This window comes from Nonomuraea longicatena (genome assembly GCF_039525605.1).
Classification (GTDB): domain Bacteria; phylum Actinomycetota; class Actinomycetes; order Streptosporangiales; family Streptosporangiaceae; genus Nonomuraea; species Nonomuraea longicatena.
Genome location: NZ_BAAAHQ010000017.1, coordinates 196,339 through 209,389 on the forward strand (window position 1 = coordinate 196,339; position 13,051 = coordinate 209,389).

12 protein-coding genes are annotated in these 13,051 nt (G+C 69.9%); 4 read left to right on the top strand and 8 right to left on the bottom strand.

Features of this window, described 5'->3' with window-relative positions:
- Positions 1 to 3 precede the first annotated feature (3 nt).
- From ABD120_RS18670 to ctaC, 4 genes are all read right to left on the bottom strand, one after another.
- A complete protein-coding gene (locus tag ABD120_RS18670; RefSeq protein ID WP_343951190.1) occupies positions 4 to 1,176 on the bottom strand; it encodes a L,D-transpeptidase in 1,173 nt (390 codons plus the stop codon).
- Positions 1,177 to 1,325: 149 nt separating this feature from the next.
- Complete coding sequence (locus ABD120_RS18675; protein WP_343951191.1) at positions 1,326 to 1,739, bottom strand: cytochrome c oxidase subunit 4; 414 nt, start codon at positions 1,737 to 1,739, stop codon at positions 1,326 to 1,328.
- Positions 1,739 to 3,391: an aa3-type cytochrome oxidase subunit I gene (ctaD, locus tag ABD120_RS18680; protein WP_343951192.1), complete on the bottom strand. Its 1,653-nt coding sequence runs from the start codon at positions 3,389 to 3,391 to the stop codon at positions 1,739 to 1,741. The genes ABD120_RS18675 and ctaD overlap by 1 nt, the downstream gene beginning before the upstream one ends.
- Positions 3,388 to 4,149 carry an aa3-type cytochrome oxidase subunit II gene (gene ctaC, locus ABD120_RS18685; protein ID WP_486348450.1) on the bottom strand — a complete coding sequence of 254 codons (762 nt, stop codon included), beginning with the start codon at positions 4,147 to 4,149 and terminating at the stop codon, positions 3,388 to 3,390. The genes ctaD and ctaC overlap by 4 nt, the downstream gene beginning before the upstream one ends.
- A gap of 208 nt (positions 4,150 to 4,357) precedes the next feature.
- On the opposite strand from ctaC, the gene ABD120_RS18690 reads away from it, so the two are divergent.
- From ABD120_RS18690 to ABD120_RS18700, 3 genes are all read left to right on the top strand, one after another.
- The gene (locus ABD120_RS18690) at positions 4,358 to 5,500 is read left to right on the top strand and encodes a cysteine desulfurase family protein (protein ID WP_343951194.1); all 1,143 of its coding nucleotides are present in this window, start codon (positions 4,358 to 4,360) and stop codon (positions 5,498 to 5,500) included.
- The gene (locus ABD120_RS18695) at positions 5,497 to 5,742 is read left to right on the top strand and encodes a sulfurtransferase TusA family protein (protein WP_343951195.1); all 246 of its coding nucleotides are present in this window, start codon (positions 5,497 to 5,499) and stop codon (positions 5,740 to 5,742) included. Before ABD120_RS18690 ends, ABD120_RS18695 begins: the two co-directional genes overlap by 4 nt.
- 70 nt (positions 5,743 to 5,812) lie before the next feature.
- Positions 5,813 to 6,232, top strand: coding sequence for a CBS domain-containing protein (locus ABD120_RS18700; RefSeq protein WP_343951196.1), 420 nt, complete (start codon positions 5,813 to 5,815; stop codon positions 6,230 to 6,232).
- A 99-nt stretch (positions 6,233 to 6,331) separates the two neighbouring features.
- On the opposite strand, the gene ABD120_RS18705 is transcribed toward ABD120_RS18700, so the two are convergent.
- Together ABD120_RS18705 and erpA are read right to left on the bottom strand one after the other, a co-directional pair.
- Complete coding sequence (locus ABD120_RS18705) at positions 6,332 to 7,318, bottom strand: carbohydrate kinase family protein (RefSeq protein WP_343951197.1); 987 nt, start codon at positions 7,316 to 7,318, stop codon at positions 6,332 to 6,334.
- Between the two features lie 223 nt (positions 7,319 to 7,541).
- Complete coding sequence (gene erpA, locus ABD120_RS18710; protein ID WP_343951198.1) at positions 7,542 to 7,895, bottom strand: iron-sulfur cluster insertion protein ErpA; 354 nt, start codon at positions 7,893 to 7,895, stop codon at positions 7,542 to 7,544.
- Between the two features lie 197 nt (positions 7,896 to 8,092).
- On the opposite strand from erpA, the gene nadA reads away from it, so the two are divergent.
- A complete protein-coding gene (gene nadA / locus ABD120_RS18715; RefSeq protein ID WP_343951199.1) occupies positions 8,093 to 9,226 on the top strand; it encodes a quinolinate synthase NadA in 1,134 nt (377 codons plus the stop codon).
- A gap of 4 nt (positions 9,227 to 9,230) precedes the next feature.
- Here nadA and ABD120_RS18720 read toward each other — a convergent pair whose 3' ends face one another.
- Both ABD120_RS18720 and lysX read right to left on the bottom strand, forming a co-directional pair.
- Positions 9,231 to 9,836, bottom strand: coding sequence for an SIMPL domain-containing protein (locus ABD120_RS18720; RefSeq protein WP_343951200.1), 606 nt, complete (start codon positions 9,834 to 9,836; stop codon positions 9,231 to 9,233).
- Between the two features lie 41 nt (positions 9,837 to 9,877).
- Positions 9,878 to 13,042, bottom strand: a complete 3,165-nt coding sequence (gene lysX / locus ABD120_RS18725) for a bifunctional lysylphosphatidylglycerol synthetase/lysine--tRNA ligase LysX (RefSeq protein ID WP_343951201.1) — start codon at positions 13,040 to 13,042, stop codon at positions 9,878 to 9,880.
- Positions 13,043 to 13,051 lie beyond the last annotated feature (9 nt).

Consider the following 13,051-nt stretch of genomic DNA (forward strand, 5'->3'; position numbering starts at 1 on the left):
GTCTCAGAGGGACTCGGTCTTGGCGGACTTGAGGGAGCTCCACTGCAGCCACTGCTTCCAGTTCTCCTGCCAGTGGCCCCAGCCGTTGGTCGGTTCCAGGATGCGCGGCGAACCGGTGATGATGATCGGGTCGCCGATGAGCGTGTTGTCGATGAACCACGACGCGTTGCTCGGGCTGATGTTCACGCAGCCGTGGCTCACGTTCGCATACCCCTGCGACCCCACCGACCACGGCGCGCTGTGCACGTACTCGCCGCTGCTGGAGATGCGGACGGTGTTGTAGACCGTCAACTGGTAGTAGCCGGGCGAGCCGGGCCCGATCCCGGGCGAGGTCATGACAGTGACCGGTTCGCGCGACATCGCCAGGTGGATGCCGGAGGTGGTGTAGTACTTCCAGTTACCGCCCCGACCCGCGCTCATCGCCATGTTGCGGATCTTCTTGCCGTCGCGCCTGACGGACAGGTAGTGGGTGTCCGTGCTGCCTTTGGTGATCTGCTCGCGGCCGATCCTGAAGTCCAGCGTGTAGTCGCGCTTGCCGAACATGCCGGGCCCGCCGCGCACGCCCGCCAGTTTGGCCTCCACGCGGACCTTGGTGTGCGCGGGCCAGTAGTGCTTGGGCCGGAAGTCGACGTGCTGGCTGTCGAACCAGTGCCAGGCGCCCTCGACGGGCCGCGAACTGCGCACCGTGAGGTTGCGCTCGACGGCGACGCGGTCGGTGATCTCCTTGTCGAAGGCGATCATGACCGGCATGCCGACGCCGACGGTGAGGCCGGTCGCGTCCCGGTTGGGGACGATGGTCTCGATGTCGAAGGTCTTGGCGGCCTTGACGGTGCTGAACCTGGTGGTCTGCGTGCGCCCGTCGGTGGTGGTGGCGGTGACCGTGTACGTGGTGCCCGGCCGGGCGGTGCGGGTGCTGCGCCACTGGGTGCCGTCGGCGCTCAGGACGCCGGTCAGCCCGCCGGTGACCTTGACCTGCTTGAGGACGCCGCCGCCCCGGGCGGAGACGATCACGGTCTCGTCCGTGGGGACGTTGCCCGACCTGTCGGCGGGGACCGTCGTGATGGTGGTCGACGGCCCGGCTGCCGGAGGCGCCTGCGCGTCCTCCTCGCCCGCCGTGGCGTCGGCCGAGCACGCGGTCAGCAGCGCGAGGGCCAGCAGACCGGCCGATCCATTCATAACGCGCCCCATACGGACTCTCCCCCTGATCGCTCCACTCACCTCCCATTACTACCCTCAGTGATCGAATCGCCACGTAAGGCCCATGGTAAAAAGCACGAAAAAGCGGGTGTCCCCCCAAAGAGGAACACCCGCTCGTCGAGCCGTCGTCAGTGCGAGAACTGGCCCCGGTAGTACTGGAACACGAACCCGATCATGGCCATGACCACCATGAACAGCCCGAGCAGGAACATCCAGAAGCCGATCGCGAAGCCCGCGAAGCAGAAGGCCGCGGCCAGGCAGAGGAACAGCGGCCACCAGCTGCTGGGGCTGAAGAAGCCGATCTCACCGGCGCCGTCGCTGATCTCGCCCTGCTTGTTGTCCTCAGGCTGGTCGCCGATGCGCTTCGCCGTGAACATCAGGTAGTAGCCGATCATGAACGCGAAGCCGACCGAGATGGCCATGGCCGTGGTGCCGACCGGCTCGCCCTGACCGGTCGCCGCCTTGGTCCAGAACCAGTAGGCGACGTCCACCGCGGCGAAGAACAGGCCGCACAGAAGGAACAGCCAACCCTGGACCTTCATCAGGCCTCAACCTCCTGCTTGGTCGAAACATGCGGGTAGTGCAGGTCGAAGGCCGGGCGCTCGGACCTGATGCGCGGCAGCGACGTGAAGTTGTGCCTCGGCGGCGGGCACGAGGTCGCCCATTCCAGCGAACCGCCGTAGCCCCACGGGTCGTCGACCGTGACCTTGGGCGCGCTGCGCCAGGTCTTCCACACGTTGTAGAAGAACGGCAGCACGGACAGGCCGAGGATGAACGCGCCGACCGAGGAGATCAGGTTCAGGTCGGTGAAGCCGTCGGCCGGGCTGTAGTCGGCGTAGCGGCGCGGGAAGCCGAGCACGCCGAGCCAGTGCTGGACCAGGAAGGTCGTGTGGAAGCCGATGAACAGCAGCCAGAACTGCAGCTTGCCCAGCTTGTCGTCGAGCATCTTGCCGGTGAACTTGGGCCACCAGAAGAAGAAGCCGGCGAACATCGCGAAGACCACGGTGCCGAACACGACGTAGTGGAAGTGGGCCACCACGAAGTAGGTGTCGGAGATGTGGAAGTCGAGCGGCGGCGAGGCCAGGATGACGCCCGTCAGGCCGCCGAGGAGGAAGGTGATGAGGAAGCCGACCGAATAGAGCATCGGCGACTCGAACGACAGATGCCCTCGCCACATCGTGCCGATCCAGTTGAAGAACTTCACGCCCGTCGGAACCGCGATGAGGAACGTCATGAACGAGAAGAACGGCAGGAGCACCTGTCCGGTGGGGAACATGTGGTGCGCCCACACCGTGATCGACAGACCGGCGATGGAGATGGTCGCCGCGACCAGCGAGATGTAACCGAAGATCGGCTTGCGGCTGAAGACCGGCAGGACCTCGGTCACGATGCCGAAGAACGGCAGCGCGATGATGTACACCTCGGGGTGGCCGAAGAACCAGAACAGGTGCTGCCAGAGCAGCGCGCCGCCGGTCTCGGCGTCGAAGATGTGGGTGCCGAGTTTGCGGTCGGCCTCAAGGGCGAGCAGCGCGGCGGCCAGCACCGGGAAGGCCATCAGCACGAGCATGCTGGTCAGCAGCACGTTCCAGGTGAAGATCGGCATGCGGAACATGGTCATGCCGGGCGCGCGCATGCAGATGATCGTGGTGATGAAGTTGACCGAGCCGAGGATCGTGCCGAGGCCCGACAGGGCGAGACCCATGATCCACAGGTCGCCGCCGAGTCCAGGCGAGCTGACCGCGTTCGACAACGGCGTGTAGGCGAACCAGCCGAAGCTGGCCGCGCCGTTCGGGGTGAAGAAGCCCGAGACGGCGATGATGCTGCCGAACAGGTAGAGCCAGTAGCTCACCATGTTCAGGCGGGGGAAGGCCACGTCGGGGGCGCCGATCTGCAGCGGCATCAGCTCGTTGGCGAAACCCGCGAACAACGGGGTCGCGAACATCAGCAGCATGATCGTGCCGTGCATGGTGAACAGCTGGTTGAACTGCTCGTTCGTGGTGAACTGCAGGCCCGGCGCGGCCAGCTCGGCCCGCATGACCAGCGCCATCACGCCGCCGATCAGGAAGAACACGAACGACGTGATGAGGTACAGGTGACCGATGATCTTGTGGTCGGTCGAGGATAGCCACTTGGCTACGATCCGGCCCTTGGAGGTGGGCCGCGCCGTGATGACGGACTCTTGTGTGGCGGTCACTGGGTGCTCCCGGCCTGCGAGGCGATGTACTTGTCGAACTCCTCCTGCGTGACGAGCTTCACCGAGAACAGCATCCGGCTGTGGTCGACGCCGCACAGCTCCGCGCAACGCCCCGCGTACACGCCGGGCTTGTCCAGGGTCTTGATCTCGAACACGCGGCCCGGGTTGCCTTCCTTGATGCCGGGGATCACGTCGCGCTTGAACAGGAACGCGGGCACCCAGAAGGAGTGGATCACATCAGGCGAGGACAGGTCGAACTGGACCGTCTTCTTGACCGGCAGGACCAGCTGCGGCCCCTGCTTGTAGTCGCTGACGGGCATGCCGACGACCGGCTTGTAGGTCTTGCCGCCGAACGTCGTGGTGAAGCGCCAGCTCCACTGGAACGCCTCGACCTTGACCTTGACGTCGGGGTTCGCCGAGACCACTTCCAGCGTCTTGCTGTCACGCGCGGTGTAGAAGAAGAACACCGAGACCATGACGAGCGGGACGAGCGTGTAGAAGATCTCGATCGGCAGGTTGTAGCGCACCTGCGGAGGCAGCTCTGCGGACTTGCTCCGCTTACGGTGGAAGACACAGGCCCAGATGATCAGGGCGAGCACGACGCCACCGGTGGCCAGCGCGGCGATCCAGGCCCCGTTCCACAGGGACAGGATCACGTTGCCCTGCTCGGTCACATGCTCCGGGAGCAGACCACTCGACCAGTCTGCCTGAGGAACATCATTCGCACACGCCGTCGCGGTGACCAGGAGCAACGCCATTGCGGCGGCTCCCGGCACTCTGCGCCGGGCCAACGAACGCCGCGTCGAACGGCGAGTCGGACTCACGGATCGCCTACCCCACAGATGAAGCCCAGGAGTCACTCCTGGGCGCTCGAACTTCCAAATGCACAGCTGATTGCAGACACATTAGCGTGGAAGGGCCTTGCCCTCCCTCCCGCCCCCTCGATGGCGCGCCGGAAGTGGGACGATGGAGGGCGTGGCGTATTTCGACGCGGCCTCCACCGAGCCGCTGCACCCCCGGGCACGCGAGGCGTACCTGACGGCCCTCGACGCCGGCTGGGCGGATCCCGCCCGTCTGTACGGCCAGGCCCGCCGCGCCCACCTGCTCCTGGAGCAGGCGCGCTCCGAGGTGGCCGAGGTGCTCGGCACCCGCCCGGACGAGATCTCGTTCACCTCGTCCGGCACACAGGCCGTGCATCTCGGCGTCCTCGGCACCCTACACGGAAGACGACGGGCCGGACGCCGCCTGGTGACCGGCGCCGTCGAGCACTCCAGCGTCCTGCACGCCGCCGCTCTGCACGAGCGCGACGGCGGCGAGGCCGAGCGGGTCGGCGTCGACCTGCTCGGCCGGATCGATCCGGCGGCCTTCGAGAAGGCGGTGGCGGCGGAGGGCACCGCCCTGGCCTGCCTGCAGACGGCCAACCACGAGGTCGGCACCCTTCAGCCGGTCGAAGCGGCCGCGCGGGTGTGCGCGGAGCACGGGGTGCCGCTGCTGGTCGACGCGGCGCAGACGGCGGGACGGCTGCCGACGCCGCCGGGCTGGTCGGTGCTGACGGCCAGCGCCCACAAGTGGGGCGGCCCGGCGGGCGTCGGCGTGCTGGCGGTGCGCAAGGGCACGCGCTTCCGGTCGTTCCTTCCGGAGGACGAGCGGGAGCGACGGCGGGTACCGGGCTTCGAGAACGTCCCCGCCGTCGTCGCGGCCGCCGCCGCGCTGCGGGCCGCCGCCGAGGAGGCCGGGAGGGAGAACGCCCGGCTGTCGGCGCTCGTCGACCGGATCAGGGAGGTGGTGCCGCAGCTCGTCCCGGACGTGGAGGTGATCGGCGACCCGGTGGGGCGGGCGCCGCACATCGTCACCTTCTCCTGCCTGTACGTCGACGGAGAGGTGCTTCTCGGCGAACTCGACCGGGTGGGGTTCGCGGTGTCGTCCGGGAGTTCGTGCACCGCTAGTACTCTTCGTCCATCGCACGTGTTGGAGGCGATGGGTGTGCTCACGCATGGAAACGTCCGGGTCTCGCTGCCCAGGGGCGCTTCCGAGGCGGATGTCGACCGGTTCCTCGACGTCCTGCCGGGGATCGTGCGCCGCATCCGTCAGGACGCAGGAGTGGCATGACAGAGGTCGTACAGCCGGCACTCACGATCGACGCGCTGGGCAAGAAGTGCCCGATCCCGATCATCATGCTCGCCGAGCAGATCAACTACGTGCCGCTGAACGCGGTGGTCGCGGTGCTGTGCGACGACCCTGCCGCCTACAACGACGTGCCCGCCTGGTGCCGGTTGAAGTCGCACCCGCACGTGGGCACGTACGAGTTGCCGCAGGGCGGGTGGAGCATCCACGTGCGCCGCAACTACTGACGGCGAGCGTGCCCGGGGGTGAGCCGGGGTAGAAAGTCCGGGGATGTCATCGAATTTCGGGGGGAAGAGGATGACTGGAACCGCGCGCGATCTCATGCACCCGGGTGCGGAGTGCATTCCCGCGCACGAGACGCTGGACCGGGCCGCGCAGATGATGCGCGACCACAACGTGGGCGCCCTGCCCATCTGCGGTCCCGACGACCGCCTGACCGGGATCATCACCGACCGCGACATCGTCACCCGGTGCATCGCCGAGGGCCGCGACCCGTCGAAGGTCACGGCGGGCGAGCTGGCGATCGGGCTGGTGTGGGTGGCCGCCGACGCCACCGTCGAGGAGGCGCTGGGGCGGATGGAGGAGAATCAGATCCGCCGCCTGCCGGTGATCGACAACCACCGCATCATCGGCATGATCAGCGAGGCCGACCTGGCCAAGCACCTGCCGGACGACAAGCTGGCCGAGTTCGTGCACCGGGTGTACGCGGGCGCCTGAGCGCCGGGTGGGAGGCGAGCGGGCGACGGCCTCCGGGGCCGCGCCCGCTCGGCTGAGTCAGGCGTGCTGGTTCAGGCGTGCCGGTTCAGGCGTGCCGGTTCAGGCGTAGTGGCAGCGCAGGCGGGCGGCGATGTCGGCAGCCGCGGCGGTGCCGTAGGCGCTCTCGAAGCGCTCCAGGAAGACCTTCTGCCCGAGTTCGTACTCCTGGCCGCCGACCCGCTCCAGGACGTGTGTCGCGGTGAGGTTGCCGATCTGGCCGCAGCGCTCCAGCGGCAGCCCCCAGGCCAGCCCGGCGAGGAAGCCCGCGCGGAAGGCGTCGCCGACGCCGGTCGGGTCGGCCTTGCCGAGTTCGGGGGCAGGGGCGACGGTGATGGCGGGCTCGCCCTTGCGGTCGATGCGGGCGCCCTTGGGGCCGAGCGTGGTGACGCGGACGCCGACCCGGTCGAGGATCTCCTCGTCGGTCCAGCCGGTCTTCTGCTCGATCAGGCCCTTCTCGTACTCGTTGTGGAACAGGTAGGCGGCGCCGTCGACGAGATGGCGGATCTGGTCGTCGGCCATGCGGGCGAGCTGCTGGGAGATGTCGGCGGCGAACGGGATGCCGCGCTGGCGGCACTCGTCGGTGTGCCTGAGCATGGCGTCGGGGTCGTTGGGGCTCACCAGGACCAGGTCGAGACCGCCGACGCGGTCGGCGGTGGGCCGCAACTCGATGTTCCTGGCCTCGGCCATGGCGCCGGTGTAGAACGAGGCGATCTGGTTGTGGTTCTCGTCCGTGGTGCACAGGAACCGGGCGGTGTGGTGCGTCTCGGAGACGTGCACGGACTCGCAGTCGACGTTGTGGCGCTCCAGCCAGGAGCGGTAGTCGGCGAAGTCGGAGCCGACGGCGCCGACGAGGATGGGGCTGAGGCCGAGGCAGCCCATGCCGAAGGCGATGTTCGCGGCGCAGCCTCCGCGCCGGATCTGGAGGTCGTCGACGAGGAACGAGAGTGACACCCGGTCGAGCTGGTCGGCGATGAGCTGGTCGCCGAAGCTGCCGGGAAACGTCATCAGGTGGTCTGTCGCGATGGAGCCGGTCACGGCGATGCGCACGGGATTCTTCTTCCTCGTTGTCAGCAGGCCAACTTGCAAACCACACGAGAATACGGGAACCCTCGCCGGGACAGGACCGGCTCGGACCCCTCGTCACCGAGTCTACGAGCGCGGCGACCGCTGATGAGGACGGCGTGCGCGATGCGCACACCGGAAGAGACGCGCGGGCCGGCCCCGGGCCACGCGGAAAGGGACCACCCCGGAGCCGGTCCGGCGGCGTCCCTTAGTTGAAGGAGTCGCCGCAGGCGCAGGAGCCCGTGGCGTTGGGGTTGTCGATGGTGAAGCCCTGCTTCTCGATGGTGTCGACGAAGTCGATGGTGGCGCCCATGAGGTAGGGGGCGCTCATCCGGTCGGTCACCACGCCGACGCCGTCGAAGTCGGTGACTACGTCGCCGTCCATGGAGCGGTCGTCGAAGAAGAGCTGGTAGCGCAGGCCGGAACAGCCGCCCGGCTGCACGGCCACGCGCAGTTGGAGGCCTTCCTCACCCTGCTGCTCAAGCAGGCTCTTGACCTTGGCGGCTGCCGCGTCGGACAGGACCAGGCCCTGCGTCGTGGTCTCGCTGCTCTCAACCGTCATGTGCGAACTCCTGCGGTCTGTATCTGACTTCCTACTAAGACGCTACCAACACCTGCCGGGTGCCACACATTCCGTGTCCTGTGCCCGTTTTCCCAGGGGAGATCATCTATGACCGTCCACTGGGGCAAACCCACCCGAAGTCGGTCGAAGTCATATGCCATCATGAGTATCGTCACTTAGACGATAAGAGGTAAGGCATGAGCACAACCCAGCTGTTCATCCTCGGCCGGGGCACCGATCCGGGGAGCGAGCGCGGCGTCGACTGTCCCGGCGACCTGCCCCCCGCGAGCGACCCCAACCTGGTCGAGCGGGCCCGCAAGGCGAAGGAGGCGCTGGGCGAGCGCCTGTTCGTCCTCGGCCACCACTACCAGCGCGACGAGGTCATCCAGTTCGCCGACGTGACCGGCGACTCCTTCAAGCTCGCCCAGCAGGCGGCGGCGCGCCCCGAGGCGGAGTTCATCGTCTTCTGCGGCGTGCACTTCATGGCGGAGTCCGCCGACATCCTGACCGGGCCGGGCCAGCAGGTCATCCTGCCGGACCTCGCGGCCGGGTGCTCGATGGCGGACATGGCCACCTTCGACCAGGTGGAGGAGTGCTGGGAGGCCCTTGAGGACGCCGGGCTGGCCGACGGGGTGATCCCCGTCACGTACATGAACTCCAGCGCCGACATCAAGGCGTTCTGCGGGCGCCACGGCGGCGTGGTGTGCACCTCCTCCAACGCCAAGCGGGCCCTGGAGTGGGCCTTCGAGCAGGGCAAGCAGGTGCTGTTCCTGCCCGACCAGCACCTCGGCCGCAACACGGCGGTGCTGGAGATGGGCATGTCCCTGGACGACTGCGTGCTGTGGAACCCGCACCGACCCAACGACATGGCGGCCGTCGCGGACGCCCGGATGATCCTGTGGAAGGGCCACTGCTCGGTCCACGGCCGCTTCACGGCCGAGTCCGTCGACGACGTGCGGGAGCGGGTGCCGGGCGTCAACGTGCTGGTGCACCCCGAGTGCCGCCACGAGGTGGTGCTGAAGGCCGACCACGTGGGCTCGACCGAGCACATCATCAAGACCCTCCAGGCGGCCCCGGCGGGCAGCAGCTGGGCGATCGGCACCGAGCTGAACCTGGTCAAGCGGCTGGCCGGGATGTTCCCCGACAAGAACGTCTCGTTCCTGGACAAGACCGTCTGCTACTGCTCGACCATGAACCGGATCGACCTGCCGCACCTGGTGTGGGCGCTGGAGTCGCTCGTGCTGGGCGAGACCGTCAACCGGATCACGGTCGAGGCCGACACCGCGCACTGGGCCAGGGTCGCTCTCGACCGGATGCTGGCCCTGCCGTAGCCGGTCAGGCGAAGGCGTACTCGACGCGCACCTCGACCGCGACCGTCTGCTCGCCGGGGCTGAGCGAGGAGCGCTCGGCCGCCGCCATCGGGACGGGGTGCGCCCCTCGGGCGGGTTCCTCGGCGATCGACAGCACCCGGCCGAGCGGGCGCCCGGCGAGTTCGGCGTACTGGGCGGCGCGGGCGCGGGCGTCCTCGAAGGCCAGGCGCCTGGCCTCGACCAGGGCGGCGGCCGGGTCGGAGACCTCGAAGGCGATGCCGTTCAGCCTGCTCTCCTCGCCGACGGCGGCGACGGCGTCGATGACCTGATCGGCGCCGGCCAGGTCGCGGACCACCGCCTCGACGCCCTGCGCGGCCCGGTAGCCGGAGACCTCCGGGTAGGTCGTGTACTCCGGGCCGAGGGAGAGCTCGGTGGTGCGCAGGTCGCGGGCGGCGACCCCGGCGTCGGTGAGCGCCCTGCTCAGGCGGGCGGCGGCGGCCCTGGTCGCCGTGGCGACCGCCCCCGCCGCGGGTTCGCGCACCTCGACGCCCGCCGTCAGCCGCATCATGTCGGGGACGGCGGAGACCGCGCCGACGCCGACGACGGTGATCCGCTGGTTGGCCGTGTCCATGCTCCCGATCATAGGAGCCGCCGCCGGTGATCGCCGCGACCTCAGCGGCGGCGCGGCCGGGTCAGCGGGAAGGCGATCGTGTCGCGGATCGGGCGGCCGGTGAGGAACATCACCACCCGGTCCACCCCCAGCCCCAGCCCGCCGGTCGGCGGCATCGCGTACTCCAGCGCCGACAGGAACTCCTCGTCCAGTTCCATCGCCTCCGGGTCGCCGCCGGCCGCCAGCAGCGACTGCTCGCTCAGCCGCCGCCGCTGCTCCGCCGGGTCGGTCAGCTCCGAGTACGCCGTGCCGAGTTCCATGCCGAAGGCCACCAGGTCCCACCGCTCGGCCAGCCGGGGGTCCCGCCGGTGCGGCCGGGCCAGGGGCGAGACGTCGGCGGGGAAGTCGGTGTAGAAGGTCGGCGCGATCGTGCGTGCCTCGACGAGCCGTTCGTACAGCTCCAGCACCAGTTCGCCGCGCCGCCAACCGGGCCGGTACGGCACCCCGAGCCGGTCGCAGGCCGACCGCAGCTCGTCGGCCCCGGTTTCGGGCGTGATCTCCTCCTCCATGGCCGCCGACAGCGCGCGGTCGACGGGGATCACCGCCCACTCCCCCGAGATGTCCGCTCCCCGGGCGCGCAGCTCGCCGAACGCGGCCTGCGCGGCCTCCTGCACCAGGGACTGCGCCAGCCGCCGCATGTCCCGGTAGTCGGCGTACGCCTGGTATGCCTCCAGCAGCGTGAACTCCGGATTGTGCCGGTTCGACACGCCCTCGTTGCGAAAGGCCCGCCCCAGTTCGAACACCCGCTCCACCCCGCCCACGCACAGCCGTTTGAGGTACAGCTCGGGCGCGATCCGCAGGTACAGGTCCAGGTCGTAGGCGCCTGCGTGGGTGCGGAACGGCCGGGCCGCCGCGCCGCCGTGCACGGGCTGCAGTATCGGGGTCTCCACCTCCAGGAAGCCCCGCCGCCGCAGCCCGTCGCGCAGCGCCTGGACGACGGCGGCCCGGGTCCGGAGCAGCCGCCTGGCACCGGGGTCGGTGACGAGGTCGAGGTGGCGGCGGCGGACCCTGTCCTCGGGGTCGGTGAGGCCCCGGTGCTTGTCGGGCAGGGGGTGCAGGCACTTGGCGAGCAGCGTCCAGGAGCCGGCCAGCACGGAGACCTCGCCGAGATCGCTGAGCACGACCTCGCCGGTGCAGCCGACGTGGTCGCCGAGGTCCACGACCCGCCGCCACGAGCGCAGCAGCGCCGGATCGGTGATCATGAGCTGGCGTTCGCCCGCCCAGTCGCGCAGGGTCGCGAACAGCACACCGCCGTGGTCGCGCACGAGCATGACCCGCCCGGCCACCGCCACCCGCGCGCCGACCTCGTGCGCCTGCGCCGTCGTGTGCGTGCGCGGGAATCCCACGGGGTACGGCTCGGCCACCCTGGCCAGCTTGACCGCGCGGACGCCGGTCTGCTGCGGGGGCGCCCGTTCCTCCGCCGTCTCCGGCGGTGGTGTGACGGGCGGCGGTGTGACGGGGGATCTCCGCTCGGCGCCGCCGAGCGGCGCCGGCCCCGACAGGAAGCCCTCGGCGACCGCCAGCGCCAGCCCGACCTTCGGCAGGTCGCGGGTGTCGGCGTAGGCGAGGTAGCGCGGCACCCACTCGGGCCGGTACTTCACGTTCGAGCGGTACAGCGATTCGAGCTGCCACCAGCGGGAGAAGAACAGCAGCAGCCCCCTCCAGGCCCGCAGCACCGGCCCGGCGCCGATGCGCGCCCCCTCCTCGAAGGCGGCGCGGAAGACGGCGAAGTTCAGCGACAGCCGCTCCACGCCGAGCGCGGGCGCCCGCTCGGCCAGTCCGGAGACCATGAACTCCATCAGCCCGTTGTCGGCCTCCCGCGCTCGCCGCATGAGGTCGAGGGACAGTCCCCGCTCCCCCCACGGCACGAACGACAGCAGCGCGGCGGCCTCGCCGTCGGTCGTGAGGGCCTCCACGAGCACCGCCCCGCCGTCGGCCGGGTCGCCCAGGCGGCCGAGTGCCATGGAGAAGCCGCGCTCGGTCTCGGTGTCGCGCCAGGCGTCCGCGCGGGCGACGACGCCGCGCATCTCCTCGGGGGCGAGGTCGGCGTGCCTTCGGACGCGCAGCGTGTACCCGGCGCGGGCCACCCGGTTGACGGCCTGCCGTACCGCCCGCATCTCCCTGCCCGCGAGCGTGTACCCGGCGACGTGCAGGACGGCCTCGTCGCCGATCTGCAGCACCTTGAGCCCGGCGCGGGCGTAGGCGCGGGCTCCGGCCTCGCTCGCGCCGAGGGCCGCGGGGGTCCAGCCGTACGAGTCGGCCTCGTGCTTCCAGGCGGCGATGGCCGGGTCCCATGCCTCCGGGTCTCCGATGGGGTCGCCGCCTGCCAGGCTGACCCCGGCGACCACCCGGTAGGACACGGCGCCCTTGCCGCTGGGTGAGAAGATCGCGGCCCGGTCGCGGCGGGTGGCGAAGTAGCCGAGGGAATCGCGCTCACCCGCCACGGCGAGCAGTTCGCGCAGGCGGGACTCGGACTCCGGCGCCAGAACGGCGGTGGCGCGCTGCGAGCGGAACAGCACGGCGAAGGCCGTGAGCAGGGCGACGGCGCTGAGCAGGCCGATGACGAAGGCCACGCCGCTCGGCCCTTGCCCCTGGCGTTCGAGGTCGAGGGTGATGACGCCGCCGAGCGCCTTCTCCAGCACCCACGGGAAGCGGTCCTGCGGGCTGAGCGTCCCGGGGAAGGCGGAGATCAGCGCGTACCCGACGGCGACCGAGACGAGCAGTCCGGCGACGAGCGTGAGCAGCGCCTTGAGGAAGGCCGCCCGCTGGACCCTGGCGTAGAACTCCTTGCGGGCGGCCACGAAGACCACCAGCAGCGCGAGTATGACGACGGCGTTCTCCGCGGTCACGGCGTGGGCCGGCGCGTGCGGCCGCCCCCAGGCGAGCGCGGTGTACAGCGCGAGCAGGGCGAGGCCCAGGACGAGCAGCGCGACGATCAGCCGGTAGGCGGCCCGCTTGCGGCGGGCGACGGCTCCGGCGAGCAGGGCGAGGAAGACGGCGTAGGCGAGGTTCGGCTCCAGGGGGAAGAGCAGTTCGTTGAACAGGGCGGTGACGGGACGCAGGAGTTCGCGCAGCGGTTTGAGCACCGCGATGGCGGCGCAGTAGGCGGCCAGGACGGCCAGCGCCCCGGCCATCACCCGGGGGACCCAGCTCCACCCTGCCGTCATTATCCGGAT

Coding starts and splice junctions, on each gene's coding strand:
- ABD120_RS18670 (WP_343951190.1), bottom strand. CDS start 1,176: ATGAATGGATCGGCCGGTCTGCTGGCCCTCGCGCTGCTGACCGCGTGC.
- ABD120_RS18675 (WP_343951191.1), bottom strand. CDS start 1,739: ATGAAGGTCCAGGGTTGGCTGTTCCTTCTGTGCGGCCTGTTCTTCGCC.
- ctaC (WP_486348450.1), bottom strand. CDS start 4,149: ATGGCGTTGCTCCTGGTCACCGCGACGGCGTGTGCGAATGATGTTCCT.
- ABD120_RS18690 (WP_343951194.1), top strand. CDS start 4,358: ATGGAGGGCGTGGCGTATTTCGACGCGGCCTCCACCGAGCCGCTGCAC.
- ABD120_RS18695 (WP_343951195.1), top strand. CDS start 5,497: ATGACAGAGGTCGTACAGCCGGCACTCACGATCGACGCGCTGGGCAAG.
- ABD120_RS18700 (WP_343951196.1), top strand. CDS start 5,813: ATGACTGGAACCGCGCGCGATCTCATGCACCCGGGTGCGGAGTGCATT.
- erpA (WP_343951198.1), bottom strand. CDS start 7,895: ATGACGGTTGAGAGCAGCGAGACCACGACGCAGGGCCTGGTCCTGTCC.
- nadA (WP_343951199.1), top strand. CDS start 8,093: ATGAGCACAACCCAGCTGTTCATCCTCGGCCGGGGCACCGATCCGGGG.
- ABD120_RS18720 (WP_343951200.1), bottom strand. CDS start 9,836: ATGGACACGGCCAACCAGCGGATCACCGTCGTCGGCGTCGGCGCGGTC.
- lysX (WP_343951201.1), bottom strand. CDS start 13,042: ATGACGGCAGGGTGGAGCTGGGTCCCCCGGGTGATGGCCGGGGCGCTG.